This window comes from Klebsiella sp. CN_Kp100, from assembly GCF_040065315.1.
GTDB lineage: Bacteria > Pseudomonadota > Gammaproteobacteria > Enterobacterales > Enterobacteriaceae > Klebsiella > Klebsiella oxytoca.
In genome coordinates this window covers 176306-192812 of the sequence record NZ_JBEAIJ010000004.1, presented here as the reverse complement: position 1 = coordinate 192812, position 16507 = coordinate 176306, and the positions used below count along the sequence as shown (strand labels likewise).

20 protein-coding genes are annotated in these 16507 nt (G+C 56.3%); 19 read left to right on the top strand and 1 reads right to left on the bottom strand.

The features are described from left to right. Window positions 1-28: 28 nt before the first annotated feature. The 16 genes from ABLV12_RS04940 to ABLV12_RS04865 all read left to right on the top strand — a co-directional run bounded on the left by ABLV12_RS04940 (window position 29) and on the right by ABLV12_RS04865 (window position 14291). Window positions 29-919, top strand: coding sequence for a hypothetical protein (locus ABLV12_RS04940; protein WP_348866860.1), 891 nt, complete (start codon window positions 29-31; stop codon window positions 917-919). A gap of 138 nt (window positions 920-1057) precedes the next feature. Beyond that, window positions 1058-1252, top strand: a complete 195-nt coding sequence (locus tag ABLV12_RS04935; RefSeq protein ID WP_001561320.1) for an AlpA family transcriptional regulator — start codon at window positions 1058-1060, stop codon at window positions 1250-1252. Window positions 1253-1268: 16 nt separating this feature from the next. Then, window positions 1269-2552, top strand: coding sequence for a ParB family protein (locus ABLV12_RS04930; RefSeq protein ID WP_348866859.1), 1284 nt, complete (start codon window positions 1269-1271; stop codon window positions 2550-2552). Beyond that, entirely contained in the window at window positions 2536-3093 is a 558-nt protein-coding gene (locus ABLV12_RS04925; RefSeq protein ID WP_348866858.1) for a DUF2857 domain-containing protein, read from the top strand. Before ABLV12_RS04930 ends, ABLV12_RS04925 begins: the two co-directional genes overlap by 17 nt. Then, a complete protein-coding gene (locus tag ABLV12_RS04920) occupies window positions 3083-3955 on the top strand; it encodes an STY4528 family pathogenicity island replication protein (protein WP_348866857.1) in 873 nt (290 codons plus the stop codon). The genes ABLV12_RS04925 and ABLV12_RS04920 overlap by 11 nt, the downstream gene beginning before the upstream one ends. 159 nt (window positions 3956-4114) lie before the next feature. Continuing rightward, the gene (locus ABLV12_RS04915; RefSeq protein ID WP_348866856.1) at window positions 4115-4726 is read left to right on the top strand and encodes a PFL_4669 family integrating conjugative element protein; all 612 of its coding nucleotides are present in this window, start codon (window positions 4115-4117) and stop codon (window positions 4724-4726) included. After that, complete coding sequence (locus ABLV12_RS04910; RefSeq protein ID WP_348866855.1) at window positions 4716-5141, top strand: DUF3158 family protein; 426 nt, start codon at window positions 4716-4718, stop codon at window positions 5139-5141. Before ABLV12_RS04915 ends, ABLV12_RS04910 begins: the two co-directional genes overlap by 11 nt. A 191-nt stretch (window positions 5142-5332) precedes the next feature. Next, window positions 5333-7141 carry a DNA topoisomerase III gene (locus ABLV12_RS04905; RefSeq protein WP_348866854.1) on the top strand — a complete coding sequence of 603 codons (1809 nt, stop codon included), beginning with the start codon at window positions 5333-5335 and terminating at the stop codon, window positions 7139-7141. Between the two features lie 245 nt (window positions 7142-7386). Continuing rightward, on the top strand, window positions 7387-7830 hold the full coding sequence (locus ABLV12_RS04900; protein ID WP_267445790.1) for an STY4534 family ICE replication protein: 444 nt from the start codon (window positions 7387-7389) through the stop codon (window positions 7828-7830). A 70-nt stretch (window positions 7831-7900) separates the two neighbouring features. Then, window positions 7901-8284 carry a hypothetical protein gene (locus tag ABLV12_RS04895; RefSeq protein WP_348866852.1) on the top strand — a complete coding sequence of 128 codons (384 nt, stop codon included), beginning with the start codon at window positions 7901-7903 and terminating at the stop codon, window positions 8282-8284. Between the two features lie 111 nt (window positions 8285-8395). Further along, window positions 8396-9055, top strand: a complete 660-nt coding sequence (locus tag ABLV12_RS04890) for a pilus assembly protein PilL (protein ID WP_348866851.1) — start codon at window positions 8396-8398, stop codon at window positions 9053-9055. Between the two features lie 3 nt (window positions 9056-9058). Next, a complete protein-coding gene (locus ABLV12_RS04885) occupies window positions 9059-9733 on the top strand; it encodes a TIGR03759 family integrating conjugative element protein (RefSeq protein WP_348866850.1) in 675 nt (224 codons plus the stop codon). After that, window positions 9712-10230: a transglycosylase SLT domain-containing protein gene (locus ABLV12_RS04880; protein ID WP_348866849.1), complete on the top strand. Its 519-nt coding sequence runs from the start codon at window positions 9712-9714 to the stop codon at window positions 10228-10230. The genes ABLV12_RS04885 and ABLV12_RS04880 overlap by 22 nt, the downstream gene beginning before the upstream one ends. Beyond that, window positions 10227-12245: a type IV conjugative transfer system coupling protein TraD gene (gene traD / locus ABLV12_RS04875; RefSeq protein WP_348866848.1), complete on the top strand. Its 2019-nt coding sequence runs from the start codon at window positions 10227-10229 to the stop codon at window positions 12243-12245. Before ABLV12_RS04880 ends, traD begins: the two co-directional genes overlap by 4 nt. Continuing rightward, window positions 12242-12874, top strand: coding sequence for a DUF4400 domain-containing protein (locus ABLV12_RS04870; protein ID WP_348866847.1), 633 nt, complete (start codon window positions 12242-12244; stop codon window positions 12872-12874). Before traD ends, ABLV12_RS04870 begins: the two co-directional genes overlap by 4 nt. Window positions 12875-13298: 424 nt before the next feature. After that, a complete protein-coding gene (locus tag ABLV12_RS04865; RefSeq protein ID WP_348866846.1) occupies window positions 13299-14291 on the top strand; it encodes an HNH endonuclease signature motif containing protein in 993 nt (330 codons plus the stop codon). A 315-nt stretch (window positions 14292-14606) separates the two neighbouring features. Here ABLV12_RS04865 and ABLV12_RS04860 read toward each other — a convergent pair whose 3' ends face one another. Beyond that, entirely contained in the window at window positions 14607-15299 is a 693-nt protein-coding gene (locus tag ABLV12_RS04860) for a hypothetical protein (RefSeq protein WP_348866845.1), read from the bottom strand. 346 nt (window positions 15300-15645) lie between these two features. Here ABLV12_RS04860 and ABLV12_RS04855 point away from each other — a divergent pair, with 346 nt between their 5' ends. Genes ABLV12_RS04855 through ABLV12_RS04845 form a run of 3 tightly spaced genes read left to right on the top strand, consistent with a single transcriptional unit; the run spans window position 15646 to window position 16507 of the window. Further along, complete coding sequence (locus ABLV12_RS04855; protein ID WP_348866844.1) at window positions 15646-15954, top strand: RAQPRD family integrative conjugative element protein; 309 nt, start codon at window positions 15646-15648, stop codon at window positions 15952-15954. Further along, window positions 15947-16180 (top strand): TIGR03758 family integrating conjugative element protein, encoded by a 234-nt coding sequence (locus ABLV12_RS04850; RefSeq protein ID WP_348866843.1) that lies wholly within the window; start codon window positions 15947-15949, stop codon window positions 16178-16180. Before ABLV12_RS04855 ends, ABLV12_RS04850 begins: the two co-directional genes overlap by 8 nt. 9 nt (window positions 16181-16189) lie before the next feature. Continuing rightward, a complete protein-coding gene (locus ABLV12_RS04845; RefSeq protein ID WP_348866842.1) occupies window positions 16190-16507 on the top strand; it encodes a TIGR03745 family integrating conjugative element membrane protein in 318 nt (105 codons plus the stop codon).

The following is a 16507-nucleotide window of genomic DNA, read 5'->3' as shown; positions in this document are numbered from 1 at the left end:
CAACCCACAACACAAAAAGGAACGCCCCATGCCCCCACACAAAATCCGCCAGGAGTGGCTGACGCTGGATGAGGCCGCAGAAGTCATCCGGCAGCACAACATCACATTGCTGCCTGCCGATCTGATCCGCCATGCCCTGCATGGCGATCTGCCACTCTCGGTCTACTTTCCTTCACCCGTACTTCTGAGACCACTCAATCCCCCTTGCCGCTTTGCCTGCCGGTTCAGCAAGCCTCCTTTTCCACCTTCGCAGTGCAACAAACCCGGCAACCGCAAAGTGATGGCGAACTCGCCGCCATGCAGACGCGACCCGACGCTGCAACTGACCACCAGCCATCTGTGGAATTTGCCGCTAATCGGGCTTGAACGCCTTCTGCTCCATCAGCGGCTGGCACAGGCGTTGAACCGCCCTTGTCCGAAAGACACCCATTGCTGCAACCAGATAGGCTTCGTGGTATGTGATGAAAATGGCAGCTACTACCAACTCTGTCGCCGCAAATCACTGAGGGAGCTATTAATCGAACTCCTCGCCACGCAGAACAGCCTCCAGGAAGAACTGCACCTGTTGGTCGGTCAGTTGTATGGCAATGGACGCGATAACCTTAAATCCCGACTCACCCTTTCAGTTTGCTACTTAGAGGACACATTGCCCCCTGATGCATCGCTTGTGATCCGCCGCGATCATCTCGAAGATTTTCTGGCTCGTCATCAGCCGGAATCAAAGGAGCGGATAAGCTCCGCGCTTTCCCGTTTGCTGTGGCTGGCCTGCAAGCACAACCCACAACTGGACGATGAAATGCTGGAGCATCCCTACAAACTACTGAACATTTTCGAATGCTGGGCGCGCGAGGAAGGTATGCACCTGCCGCTGAGCGGTGAAACATTGAAAACCGCACTCCAGCGTGGCGCACCGCCATAACGCGATCAAGTAATCATTTCAACTAACAACTCTCACTAACCCAGATAAGGATTTTTACTGCCTGGCAGGGACGCTGCTGCTTTGATAACCACGCCCATCGTGCTGATGTGAACGACTCTGGACACAGGAGGAATGGTTATGAATAGCGACAGATTTTTACGCTTACGCCAGGTGGAAGACAAAATCGGCTTCGGTAAATCGTGGATTTATCGGCAAATCCAGCTGCAACAGTTTCCGCCGTCCATCCGACTCAACAGCCGCCACGTCGCCTGGCTGGAAAGCGAGGTGGACGCGTGGATCCACCAGCGCATCCGGCTTACCCGCGATGTCTGAATGCCGGAGGAAGATTATGTGCGCTTCACACCTGCTCAACCGCTGGCTTCACGGTGCCAGCACTACCGGAGAACAGGAGATGGTCCAGGTCAGTCTGGAGCAAATCCAGCCGTTCTCCCTCAATCCCCGCGTCACCCGCAACCCCGGCTATGACGTACTGAAAGCGTCAATTCTTGCCCGTGGGCTGGATAACCCACCGGTGTTGACCCGCCGCCCCGGTGATGAAAAATATATGCTCGCCAGCGGCGGGAATACGCGCCTCGCCATCCTCAATGAACTGTGGCAGGAGACACAGGATGAGCGTTACCACCGCGTCTGCTGGCCGTTCAGACCATGGCCGGAAACGCTGTCACCGCAGCAGGGCGAAGTACAGTGCCTGATCGGCCATCTGGCCGAAAGCGACCTGCATAACGGATTGATGTTTATCGAACGGGCGGAAGGCATTCTGCATCTACGCGATCTTTACCACGAGGCAGGTATTGAATGCCCGACGCAACTGGCGCTGGCGGAGCAACTCACCCGCGACGGCTATCCCGTCAGCCAGTCGCAAATCAGCCGGATGTTACAGACCGTCGACTGGTTGCTGCCCTGCCTCCCTAACGCGCTGTATGGTGGTCTTACCCGTAAGATTATCGATCGCCTGCTGGCGCTACGCAGCGCAGCGGAACAGGTCTGGGCAAAGCTGATGCCGCTGGAACGCCAGCCCGAATTTGCCGACCTGTTCAGCACCGCCCTCGCCACCTTCAACGGCGAGCCGGAAGGCGTGGTACCACAACTAGTGCAGGACGAACTGCTCGGAGAGATGAGCTGTCGCAGCGGCATGAGCTGGAATAAGTTGCTGGCGGAACTGACCGATGGCCAGAGCAAGCGGCAGGCGCTGCTGGGGCCCCCGGTCGAAAAGGTCCTCTGGCCGCCACCGCCGGAAGTGGAAAAAGCACCACTACCAGAGCCTGAGCCACCGACTGAACCCGCCGCGCCCGATGAGCCAAGGCCCTCACCGCTGGTGCATACGGCACGGTCGCTGTTTGCCAACTGGGGACTGGATACCTGTATCCAGCCGGACGACAGCGCTCCGGCCGGTTTCACCCTCGTGCCCTGCCACAATTTTCCCCATCCGGCGGCGCAGCGCTGCTATCAGGTGCTGGCCGCCCTGAATGGCGACACCAGCACGCCGATGCCTGCCCTCGAATTGTTGTTGTCGCCGGACTACGACAACGCTCAGATCCAGCAACTGATGCAGCTTATCAGCCTGTGCCGCCAGCGACGGCTGCGGGAGGTTCGCCATGACGCCCTCAGTTAACCAGGCGGTGCTCACCCACATCGTCCAGGCGCTGAAGGAGGGACAGATCCGCTACTGCGAATCGCTCGGCTTCAGCCCGCAGGAGCTGTGTGAGCTGACGCGGCTCACCGCCGATGACATCCTGTTTCTCAGCAACAGCGCGGTGCAGTTCATCACCACCCACATTGACCACGAAATGCTTGGCCGGATGCTGGCGAGGATGAAGCAGGAGCGGCTGTTTCAGCAGCGTCTGGAGGAAGCGCTGTCGCTCGGCGCGTCCATTGAATTCATCAACCACTATTTTGGCCTTTCTACGCCGGAAGTCTGCGCCCGGCGGCGGCTGATTGGCCTGTTTGTCCGGCAAGGGCGCAACAATGCTCCGGATGAGCAGGTAGAGACGCTGGTGTGGAACGAGTGGCAGAAAACGGGCGTGAAAAAGCTCGACTCACCCGAAGCGCTGACCGCCATGATGGCGATAGCCCACGAACACGATCTGTCGCTGACGGTTATCTGGAACCTGCTGCGCCAGTGGACTCAGGAGAAGCTGCTGCATGAAGAGTGACGATCGGCTGCTGTTTCTCGGCAACCCGCAGCAGAGCGTGCCGAAGCGCCTGCTGCTGGCGCGCAACCTCTCCCCGCGCGACAAGTTCACGTGGCAACTGCTGCGCCTGCACGCCCGCGACGACGGCAGCGGCGTCTTTCCCTCCTACAACGAACTGCAGGGCTGGCTCTCTGACCAGCCTGAAGGCGAGAAGGCCTCGCGTAGTACCGTCAGCAACGCGCTGATGATGCTGCGGATCACCCGTTGGCTGAGCCTGTGCCAGCGGTTGCGAGACGAGCAAAGCGGCAGGATCACCGGTAACCTCTACGCCCTGCATGATGCACCACTGACTCATGCCGATGCCTGTCGGATGGACAGCGAATATCTGGTGCTGCTCACCGCCTGCTCCCACCACCGCAACCGGCGTATCCGCAACATCGCCATCGGGCTGCTGCTCACCCTGCAACAACCTGTGGACAGTGGACGAACCTGCACTGAGTCTCCATTGAAGACCGCCCCTGGTCTTAATCGAGGACTCAGTAAAAAATGCCCGAGTCTTCAATTAAGACTCAGTGATGTGGCGGGGGCTGGCGGGCAGCCGGAGCCGCATTGCGTACATACTGGTACAGATTTAAACAATAAACATCAAAAGCGTACGCAACTGCTGCACTGGCCTGTGGATAATCCCTTCAGCGCCAGCGAACGCCGCGCCGCCGAACGCGCGATGCACAATCTGGATCCTGCTCTCAGCCAACAGGTGCTGGACGACTGCCTGTGGCGGATCGCCGCCCACGATATCCATCGCCCCCTCGCCTATCTGCTGGCAACGCTGGAGAAGGCCAGACGGGGCGAGTTCAATCAGCTTCGGCGCAGGCGCAGATAGCCCCGATTTTATGCGCACCGCATAAAGCCGGTGTACCAGCTATCAATCAAACCTCATTCATCGGCGAAATTAACTTTCTGCGGACCAGATGGGTTTCCCGTCGCCTGACTCATTGCGCGGACCGACACTGCGGGCATCTGAATCCATGGAGAATTTCCGATGCCTGGCACAACCCTGTTCAGCGATATCCGCATCACCCTGCACACCCGCGTCGCCGCCCGGCTGTGGCAGGCGCATCCCACCGGAATGCTGCTCTGTCTGGCGTTACTCAGGCGTCTGCTGCGCGCCGAAGAGGCTGACGATCCGTGGGCCGCCCACTGGCTGAAGCAACTGCGCATCCGCCTGAACCTGATCGCGCACCTGCTGAAGCAAAAAAATCGTCGGCTGGACCAGGCCTTCGCCAGCCTGCCGGGCGCTATCCACACCACGCAGGTCAGTAACCCGTCCCCGACCGAATTCATCCTGCCGCTGGCGCTGTTCTCACCGCCCGGTTCGCGCCTGCTGCAACAGTTGCTTGATTACGATCTGCTGGTCCGCCGCACCCTGCTTGCCTGGCACCTCGGCCTTATCACCCAGGCGGAGAAGCGCGATTTCATTGCCACTATCCCACGGCTAATGCTCCAGGTGTTCAGCTTCGTGAACCGCTTTCGCACCACTGGCGTGACCCGCGCCGACGTGAGGGCGAACAGTCCGCTGGCGCAGTCGATGGCGCATAAGCTCGGGAATTTGCCCAAAAAGATGCTTGCGGAGATACAGCGCGATGTTCAATGACGATGATGATGAACGCTCCGCCCGCAAAAGCTCGCTAAAGGGCCTTTTAAAGGCCTTTAAGGGTAAGGGAGAGCTGCGAGCGCTGGTGCAGGAATTACAGGCGTTGCGCGCGCAACTACAACAACATCAGCCAGTGCTGAAACAGGCGGTGTATGAATTGCCGGGGCGTAACGTACCACTGATCCTGTGCAGCAACCCGGCGCGCTCCGGCGTCAGCTATCTGCGCTGGCGTAATCTGGACAACAACCGTTCGGGGAGCGTGGCGTTGCAGGAGGCCATTCAACAGCCTGACGTAAGCGATGAACTGCGCGATGCGCTGATGGCGCTCGAATGGCGGCGACAGGTGCTGAATACGCAGCTTTCAGTGGTGATGTTTATGCTGCGGCGGATACAGCCATTAACCACGCTGGTTTAAAATTTTGTGCAAAGTTAAACCCTGGGTGTCACTTTAGCGATTATTTTAAACTTACCTCATGCACCTTAAAACAGGCACTATGCGCTTAATGCACGTTTTAAGGTGCAATTTTTACCTTCTCCGACCAGTTTCCCCTGTCGCCTTATCCCTCCGGCACACCATGCTGAACTCCCTTTCACCGGAGACAGCCCATGCAACTTTACCTGTGCGAAAAACCCTCTCAGGCGCGCGATATCGCCCGCGTGCTTGACGCCCGTAACCGCAGCGACGGCTACCTGCATAACACCACCGTGACCATCACTTGGTGCTTCGGCCATCTGCTGAGCATGGCTGCGCCGGAGGATTACGATCCGGCGCTGAAACACTGGCGGGCAAAGCATCTGCCGTTTATTCCCCCGACATGGCGGCTGGTGATCCGCCCGGAGGTACGCAGGCAGTTCCGTATCATTGAGAAGCTGCTGAAACAGGCGGATGCAGTGGTGATTGCCACCGACGCCGATCGCGAAGGCGAAACCATCGCCCGCGAAATTCTGGAACAATGCCGCTGGCGCGGTCCGGTCCAGCGGCTGTGGCTGTCGGCGCTGGATGAGGCCAGTATCCACAAGGCGCTCGCCACTCTGCGTCCCGGCGACAGCACCTTTCCACTGTATCAGGCCGGACTGGCGCGTGCCCGAGCCGACTGGCTGGTCGGTATCAACATGACCCGCGCCTGCACGCTGATGAACCGGCGGCACAATGGTGTACTCTCCGTGGGCCGGGTGCAGACGCCAACCCTGCGTCTGGTGGTGGAGCGCGACCGGGAGATAGCCCGCTTCACGCCCCGCCCCTGGTGGCGCGTGGACGTCCGCTTACATGTGGAGGGTTGTTCCTTTCTGGCGCAGTGGCAGCCGGATAGTGCGTACTGCGACGACGAAGGGCGCTGTACCCGTGAATCCGCCGCCCGCGAAGCCACTGCACGCCTGCAACAGGCCGGAACCGCGCTGGTGCTGGATGTGATCGTCCGCCGGGAGAAAACGCCGCCACCGCTGGCCTTCACCCTTAGCGCCCTGCAACAGACCTGCTCGAAACAGTGGGGCATGGGCGCGCAGGAGGTGCTGGATATCGCCCAGCGCCTGTATGAAACCCATAAAGCCACTACCTATCCGCGCACCGACTGCGGCTATTTGCCACTCTCGATGCACGCAGAAGCGCCGCAGGTGCTGGCCGCGCTGGTTGCCAGCGACGCCTCACTCCAGCCCCTCGCCACGCAGCTTAATCTACATCAGCGCTCCCGACTGTGGGACGACAGTAAAATCACTGCCCACCACGGCATTATCCCGACCCGTAAAACGGTGGATTTGACGCAGATGAACGACAGTGAGCGCAAGGTATACGGTCTGGTACGCAGCCATTTTCTGGCGCAGTTTCTGCCGGACAATGAGGTGGATAAAACGGAGCTGCGTCTGAACTGCGCCGGGGAAACGCTGGCTGCCCGTGGCTTAGTAGTGATTGTCAGCGGCTGGCGGCAGCTATTTTTGCGCGAGATAGCAACGCATTCACCGGAAGAAACGCAGGCGCTTCCCGCTCTGCAACAGGGACAGACCTGCCAGGTAGAACAGGTGGACGTTCGCGCCCGCCAGACCCAGCCAGCGGAGCACTACACCGAAGGGACGCTGGTTGCCGCCATGAAAAATGCCGCCCGCTTTGTCAGCGATGAGCGCCTGAAGCAGCGGCTGAAAGAGAACGCAGGCATCGGCACCGAGGCCACACGCGCCGGGATCATCCAGACGCTGCTTAAGCGCGGTTATTTGATTAAGCAACGTCGCTTTCTGCTGGCAACGGATACTGCCAGCACGCTGATTGACGCCCTGCCGGAAGCGCTGAAAGATCCGGGTACCACTGCGCTATGGGAGCAGATGCTGGATGACATCGCGACGGGGAAAATGGGGCTGGAGGCGTTTCTGGCGCAGCAACAGCAAAGCATCAGCGCCCTTATCGGGCAACTCCTGATCCAAAAGTAAACCTATGCCTCGGCTACTAATATTTTCGCCGCGCAGTAAACATTATCCCGAAGATTTTTTTACCCCGTCCCTTCACAGTAAACAGCATTACCCAAAATCCGCCATGCATTCCTGAAACGCGGAGGCGCACAGCGCGGAATGCCCGTACTGCCAGTAGCTCAGACGCCTTACAGCCAATGAGCCAAACCCGAAGCGGGGCGTTCCCGCGCATGGGGCCTCCGCATCTTCAACACGGAGATACCACCATGAACGATACCCATTACTTCAACCTGTACACCAGCGGTCTGGGCTACCTCAACCGGATCCGGGAAGTGACCCCGAAAAAAGGCGAACCGTTCCTGTGCTGCGACATTGCCGCACTACGGGGCGAAGCCAGCAACGCGGAGCACACCTGGTTCGACTGCCGCGTCAGCGGTAAGGAAGCGCAGAAACTGGTGCACCGATGTATCGACGCCTGCGAGCAGAGACGCAAGGTGCTGATCCAGTTCCGCCTCGGCGATCTGTATGCCGACACCTTTGTCTACAGCAAAGGCGACCGTAAAGGCGAAACCGGCGTCAGTCTGAAAGCCCATCTGCTGCACATCGGGCTTATCAAAATTGACGGTGAAGAGGTTTACCGGGCAGAGCGCGAAGCGGAATCCCAGCCAGCGCCAGCCGCACCGCCAGCAGAGCCTGTACCGCAGTTCTGACACACAGCATTCACCCTGCCGGGGAAATTCCCCGTCGGGGCGTTTCCCTGGCCTTTTACCGGAGAGACGCATGATGAATACCGTATTTAGCTCACGTGAAGAAGCCCTTGACCAGGGCGCGCTGTTTAATCTGAATGACGCGGCGATAGCGGCCAGGCTGCCGATGGAACTGGCCATTACCCCACCGGCCCACAAAACATGCCTTGAAGGCCGGGATGACAACGCCATGCAGAATTTACTCAAAGGCGTTGAAATGGCGGCAGTCGTGGCGTTTGTCGCCCAGACGCCGCCGCAGCGCATCATTCGTATCGACTACCGCTCGGTGCTGTCGCAGAAAACCAACGGCAGTACTCAGCAGCAAACCGTCAGATTGACGTTACGCGTTCATTTTTCTGAGCGCGGTATCCCCATCGCCGCCACGCTGGGGCTGATGGGGGAAAGATTCCCTTACTGAACTGATTTCGCGCCCGTAACCGGGCGCTATTTTTTGACGCCGCAAACAGTTGTCGGTAGTCCCTTCCCCTCTCATCCTGCACGCTCCTGTAAAAGCCCTGTGGAGGATGCGATGAAACGACTGCTGACAGCTCTGCTCCTGTTTATTTTCAACGGCGTGGCCGCCGCCTCCCCTGCCACGCCAGAAGTCGTCCGCTACGACCGCTATCTGCTGGTCAGCACGTCACCGCAACAGCCGCCATTCGAACAGCTTACCACCCTGGCCGTTCCGCCCGGTTTTCATCCGACGGTAGGGGAAGCGCTGCAGTACCTGCTGCGCGACAGCGGCTGGAGCCTGTGTCTTGCCGATGCGCGCCGGGCGCAGCTTTATGGCCTCCCGTTACCGCTGAGCCAGTACCACACCGGCCCGCTGCGCCTGAAGGCCGCCCTGCAACTGCTGGCAGGCCAGGCGTGGCGGATGACCACCGACGAAAAGCGCCGTGAGGTCTGTTTTACCAGCGACCATTCCCTCCCCCCGACGGAGGCTTACCGCCATCCCGTGTCCCTCCGCCCTTTGGGGCCGTTAACGGCCCCGTTTTTTCTCGCCGGAACCGTACAGCGCGGCGATATCCGCCTGGCCGTAATCGTGCCGCCCGAAGCCGTTTACCTCCATCAGGTGGCATGGCTGCGCAGGGGAGAGCAGTGGCGAGGCTGGCGACTGGAGCGGTTTGATGAGCGCCGGGCGGTGTTCCGTCACGGCAAACGCCAGCTGACGCTGAAGATGCCGGAGTAAGCGATGAAACGCCTGATTATCCTGTTACTGTTCACCGCCAGCGCGTGGGCGCAGCCGCTTCAGGTGCAAACCAGCCAGAATGCGGACTCTGCTCTCAGGCCGCTGACCACGCAACAGCAGGCCACCGTCTGGGGCGTCACGCCGGAGGAGTGGCAGCGCTATCTCACTCTGAAACAGCAGGCGCGCGGCGTCTGGTCGCCGGGGCTCGATCCGCTGACCACGCTGGGCGTCGAAGCCGACACAGACCACGAACGTCAGCGCTTCGCCGAACTGCTGGTCAGGCAGGAGTACCAGCGGCTGGAGAAGGAACTCGCCTTCCAGCGCGCGTATGACGCCGCCTGGCAGCGCCTGTATCCGGGACTAACGCCGCTGAAAACCACCTCCGCCAGCACTTCCCGCGTTTCACTATTCGTTAAAGATGACTGCCCGCCCTGCGACAGCCTGCTGCGTACCCTGCTGGCGCAACAGCGCCCGCTGGATATCTGGCTGCTCGGAAGCGAAGGTGATGATAACCGGGTGCGCCGCTGGGCGATGGCGCATGGCATCGACACAAAACTAGTGAGTGAACACAGCATCACGCTTAACCACGACGCGGGCCGCTGGCTCCTGTTGGGGCAGAGCAAAATCCCAGTGGCGCTGGAGCGTAAGGGGGAGCAATGGCGCGAGGTCCTGCCCTGATCCTGCTGTTGCCCTGTCTGGCGCTGGCGCAGCCGCTGCCAGAAGCTTACCTGCGCGCCGCAGAGCATTTCCGCGTGCCGCCGGAACTGCTCTGGGCCGTCACACAGACCGAAAGCGGGGCGAACCTGAGCGGCAAACATCGTCCGTGGCCGTGGACGCTCAATATCGCCGGGACCGGCTACCACTACGCCAGCCGGGAACAGGCCTGTCAGGCACTGCTGGCCGCCATCCGCCGCATCAGCCCGAAGCGCATTGACGTGGGGCTCGGGCAGATCAATATCGGCTGGCACCGGGCGTATTTTGACTCGCCCTGCGACGCCCTGCATCCCCTGCAGAACCTGTCGCTCACCGCCCGCCTGCTGCGTCAGCGCTACGATGAACGTCCCGGAAGCTGGCTCAATGCCGCCGCCCGCTATCATCGTCCCGCTGGCGGCGCGCCCGCCGCACGCTACCGCAAACTGGTCAGCCGCCACTTCCAACAGGAATCCCCGCCATGAGCCGCTACGCGCTGGAAGCGCTGCTGCGCCCACCCGTGGAGTTTTACAGCACCGTCAGCGCTGGCTGTGGCGCATTAATCTGCCTGACGCAGGCCCCGTTGCTTATGTTGACGCCGTGGCAAGCCCGCCTGATAGCCTGCGCCCTGATGCTGCTGGCCCTGCGACGCGGCTGGCATGGATGGCACATCGTGCGCTATCACCGCAACCTTCTGCGCCTGCCGCGCTACGCGCTCACCAGCCGGAAAATACCGGTCAGCCGCCAGCGGCTGTTTCTCGGTAAAGGCTTTCGCTGGCTACCCATCCACACCCAGCGTCTGTACGACTGCCTGCAACCGGAAGCCGGACGCTGGCTGCGCCCCGGATGGTGCCATCGTCTGGCAAGACACATTGAAAAACGCGGCGAACATACTCTGCCCGGCCTTACCCGCCTGCTCTGCGCCGATCGCTGGCTGAACCCGGTGCGTCCGCTTCCTCCCGTCGGCGGTAATCCGTGGTTGCACGGTGTGGAACTAAAAGAGTGCGACGTCACCCTGCCGCTCAGTGAACGCCCCGGCCACACGCTGGTGCTCGGCACCACCCGCGTCGGCAAAACCCGGCTGGCGGAACTGCTTGCCACTCAGGACATCCGCCGTGGCGAGGTGGTGATCGTATTTGATCCGAAAGGCGACGCAGATCTGTTGAAACGTCTGTGGACAGAAGCGCAGCGTGCCGGGCGCGGCGACCGCTTTATCCTGTTCCATCTGGCATACCCGAAAATCTCCGCCCGCTACAACGCCATCGGGCGCTTTGGTCGCATCTCGGAAGTGGCGTCACGCCTCACCGGACAGCTTTCCGGCGAAGGTAACTCAGCGGCCTTTCGCGAGTTCGCCTGGCGCTTTGTCAACATTATCGCCCGCGCTCTGGTGGCGCTCGGCCAGCGTCCCGACTATCAGTTAATTTCCCGCCACGTCGTCAATATCGACGCCCTGTTTATTGACTATGCCCGCATCGTGCTGCCGCGCCACAACGCGCGGGCGTGGGAAGTGGTGGCACAACTGGCGGAGCGCGTTAACGACAAAAACACGCCGCGCCATATGCTGGGACGCGATCCTCACGTAGTGGCGCTGGAACAGTACCTCAATGCGGAGAAATTTTACGATCCGATTCTCGACGGCCTGCTCTCAGCGGTGCGCTATGACAAAACTTACTTCGACAAGATTGTCGCCTCGCTGCTGCCGCTGCTGGAAAAGCTGACTACCGGCACGCTCGCCGCCCTGCTCGCTCCGGATTACCACGATCTGGACGACACGCGTCCGATCCTCGACTGGCAGCAGGCGATCCGCCAGAAGGCGGTGGTCTATGTCGGGCTGGACGCGCTCTCCGATGCGGTGGTCGCTGCCGCCGTCGGTAATTCAATGTTTGCCGACCTGGTAAGCGTCGCCGGGCATCTCTACAAGTTTGGCCTGAATGATGGGCTACCCGACAATAGCGAAAAACCGCTGCCCATTAACCTGCACTGTGATGAGTTTAACGAACTGATGGGCGAGGAGTTTATTCCGCTGGTCAACAAAGGCGGCGGCGCGGGCATTCAGGTCACTGCCTATACGCAGACGCTGAGCGATATTCAGGCCCGCATTGGGAGTGTGCCCAAGGCAGGCCAGGTGGTCGGTAACTTCAACAACCTGATTATGCTGCGGGTGCGCGAAACCGCCACTGCTGAACTACTGACAAAGCAACTGCCACAGGTGGAAGTGCGCAGCCGCCAGGTCAGCTCCGGCGTCACCGACACGCCGGGCGGCATCAACAGCTTTACCAGCAATACCCGCGAACAGGTGCTCACCAGTAATGTGCCGCTACTCGATACCGCCGCGCTGATCCAGCTTCCTAAAGGGCAGGCCTTTGCCCTGCTCGAAGGCGGGCAGTTGTGGAAAATTCGTCTGCCACTGCCCGTAGCGGATAAGAACAGCCCACTACCGGAGTCCGTCGCGCAACTGGCGGAATGGATGCAGGCGCGCCAGCAGGGGCAGATGGAATGAACGAACAGCGATCGCCTCCGTCACGTCCGCCACAGGGACCAATAGGCTGGCTACTGTCGCTGGCCGGACGGCTTATCGGGCTGGTTATTGGAGCGCTGGTGCTGCGGGTAGTGCTGGAACTGGCGGGGCTGTATTTCTGGTGGCCGCAGGAGGGGAGCAAACATGTTTTTCAGGTGATGAAGCGGGAGCGGGTGGAACTGGTTATTGCTTTACAGTCGCACCTGCTAGGGAATGAAATTCTGGTGCTGCAGGAAAAAGGAGCAACTCACGGGATTATGGTAAACAAACTTCTGCAGAAACCGTTCACCGCCCTGGCCTATACGCTGGTGAGTTTTATACAGCGCCTTGTATGGCTTGCCGCCATGCTCCCCCTGCTCTGCCTGTGTGCGGTAATAGGGCTGACGGAGGGACTGGTGCTGCGGGATTTAAGACGGTTTGGCTCCGGGCTGGAATTCGTTTTTCTCCATCGCTACGCCATCAGGTCCGGCAGTTCAGTCGCCACAGCGCTGTGGGTATATTATCTAGCGCAGCCACTATTTCTGCCCGCAATGCTGATTTTACTACCTGCCGCCTTATGGTTCGGGATAACGGTATGGATGGTGGCAGGGAGTTTCAAACGGTGGTTATAAGTCACTCACCTCGTTTTCCACCATAGAGGACCACTTCACTGATATCCTCTCCATTTGCTTAAGCGATGATCTTTTCTGTCAGAAAGGACTACGACAGAGCTATCACGAGAACTAGACTTGAGCTAGTATTTTTATTTGTCAGAGCCTTATCCAATCCGGAAGGTAGATTTGTGCATAGACAGTATGAAAACATAAGTCAAAAACTGAACTCCGTTAGACTTGACAGCATCAATGTTAACTAAGGATGTGAATTTTAACTCTGTTTTAAACCATTTCTACAATAAAATACGTTTCGTACAACCTGTAACAGATGAGTATATTAATATTATAGGTAGACGAATATATCTTTCCTATTTAGGATTTTTAAATTATGATGAATCCATAGAAGCCCAAGGTTTAACCTCATCAAATACAGGACGAGCATATGAATAAAAATGAACAACTAAATATTATCGCCAGTGCTCTAGGTATAAAAAAAGGAAGTAACAATAGTGGTGCCGTATTCAAGTTAATAAATAAATATACTTCCCTTAACAAGACAAATGCGGCCATAATCGCCGCAATCACACAATCATCTGAATATAAGCGATGGAAACAAAGCGAACATAATAATAAAAAAGCCGAGCAAAAAACACCCGTTCATCGAGATGATAATTCTACCCAAGTGGAAAACCAAACCATGAATATATGTATGGACTCGCTGAATAATGAAAAGCATCCTAAGTATATTAAAGACAAAGTGCTCATCCGTCCAGTTGACTCAAATGTAGACTATGAGGAATTTAATAGCACCCACGATGCGATGAAAAGTACTGGCACAGGCACTACTCAAGATGCCCGTCAGTTTCGCAAAGTTGTAAAAGCGAAAGGATGTGCCATATGGCCTGATGATGATCCTCGGAAAATACCAAAATTAGCGCTTGATGGGAAGAGATGGGAAATGCGTTTGAAGCACTCTCGACCTGCGCATGATGAACTTGCTGATGATGTACCAATTAAGCGTAAAGGAAAACGAGCTTCTTATGGTTCTATATCACGACCAGCTCAAAAATCATTCAGCGATAGCGTCCGCTATAATTGTTTTGGGCAGTGTGTTGTTACTGGTGCGCGTAGTAAGCGACGCGGCGAAGCTGCTCATCTCGTTGAACATTGTAAAGATGGTTTAGACCATTGGAGTAATGGTCTATGGTTGCGTATCGACATTCATAGATTATTTGATGCTCATCAATTTGCAATAGATCCGCAAACGCTTCATATTCGCTTCGCACCATCAGTACTGGATGATGATGAGGATCTTGTCGACTATGAAGGAAAGCCTATTGCATCCACACGAAAAAGAATAAACGTCAATTATCTTCAAGAACGCTGGAAAATATTTTGCGAGCGCCATTGCTCTGGACAAAATTCAGATGAATGAGTTTATTTAATCTCATCAAAAAGATGTTTAGGTTAAATATAAAACATACCATGACCCAGCAAATAATTCTGATAACTTAAGAGTAGAAAGCTGGGATTAAAAATGAAATACACAAGTCTACGCAAAATGATTTTGTTCGAGTGGTTAGAGCAGGGATGAATTTTACGTAGACATGCCATATTTAACTTTTTCAAGCCCACCGCTACTAAAAACATTTTTCTCATAGTAAACCTCGCGACTCGTCAGTATTACCACGCCTTACCAATATAGGCATTATTAATATCGCAGCACATTAAGTATCACGAAAATCTCCCATCACATATCCTTCCATGTAGTTCTTTTCACAATTATATGCCAACCTTCTTCCTGGCTTACAATTTTTAAATCGGGCAAGCCTCCTTTAAATAGCTCATTTATAAAATCAGTTAGATATATGTATTGTTTTGCGAAACGAATGCTCATTTTCTCCCGTAGAGAAAGTGCAGTCTGGTCTTCATTAGCATCAATGTATTCTCTTATATACTTATCACGCCAATCAACATTGTCCCCCCCCGGATTCTTTATATCCAGATTCACAAAGTCGAAAACATTCTCCCTGAGTGCCAAAGCAGTTTCTATTACCATCATTTTGTAATCGCTTTCAAATTCTTTATCGTCAGAAAGAAGTTGGTAAACGCTTCTAAATTCAATTATATTTTGATATACGGTAAAATTTATTTTTTGATTTATTTTTAGTGACTTCATTGTCGTTTTTATAGATATAGCTTTAAGCTTTCTGAGCTCAGTAGTAATCCTTTCCGCTTCATTTAACTTCTCTTTAAATTTTACTGAATTACCTCCTATCGAAAATTCAGTGATTGAGGGTAACATCGCATATATAGCAGTACCCAGCCCCCCGGCAACAACTAATGCCACAAACGCCGAACCATCAATCAATTTGGAAACAAGCAATGCGATAGATAGAATTAGCACAGCTGAAAAAATAAACACATTAAGGAGTTGCTTCATCTACGATATCCTTTCCTGATAATTTTAATCCCGGAATGACTAAGCGAAAATCCCGACATAATGTACGAAATATTATCAACTGGCGTTTTATGCCATATGATGTGTATATCTACTTTTGTCTTGTTGCCAACTCTTAATTATACTTTGATACAAAGCACTGCCAATCAGGATAACGTAAATACTTATTTCGATAAATATTTCCCACCATCTTAAATTGACTTTTTTGCAATACCAACTCTACCACAACATCTGCTGAAATCATTTACCAGATACAAAGAATTCTTTGCTGATCCTTCATCTCCCTCTTTTCTATTCTGCCCGAAACACTCCTTCGGAAAATACTGCCATGCGCAATAGCTCATTATATCTGTTACTGACTTTGCCCATATGGTCGCAGGCAATTGCCTCCCCGGAATCCACCCAGCTCGCCCTCGCGCTGAAGCAACTCGACGGCGTAAAAACCTCGCTGGCGCGCGCCCAAACCAGCGCCAGCACCGATCCACAGTCACGCTATTTCTTCGACTACTTACAGGCGCAGCAGGATATTACCACCGTTGAACAGGGCATCCGCCGCTACCTTGCCCCGGCAAGAGCGCAGCCGCGCGCTGTCCAGCCCCTGAGCGCCAGCTACCAGCGGGAGCATCCCGATGACTGACTCCCAACTCGCCGCCTTCCAGGCCGCCAGCCAGAGCAAACCTGAGACCATCAGCCTGCTGGTACTCGGCCTGTTTACCAGTGTTCTTTTGCTGTGGTGCGCCTGGACACTGCTGGTCGCCTGGCAGGGCGTCTGCCGCCAGCGCCTGAGCTGGCAGAGCTTTGGCGCGGTGGCGGCCCGTTCACTGTTACTGGTGCTGGTCAGCTTCTGGCTGGTACTGAGCTAAGGAGGCATCATGCGCTGGCTTCTGTTACTGCTGCTCGCCACATTTAACGCCCTCTCCGACCTGCCGACGATGGAGGATCCGTCGCGCGGTCAGGGCAAAGGCATTATGGAGACGCTGCAAAACTACGGGTTTGACATCGTGGTGCTGCTGGCGCTGGCCATCTGCGCCGTCGGTTTTCTGGTGGTGGCGAACAACTGTATTGCTACCTATTCAGAGATCCAAAGCGGACGTAAGCAGTGGAAAGATCTGGGCTCGATGGCGGGCATCGGCAGCATTCTTCTGGTGGTCATCATCTGGCTGCTCAACCAGGCTTCGGACGTGCTGTAG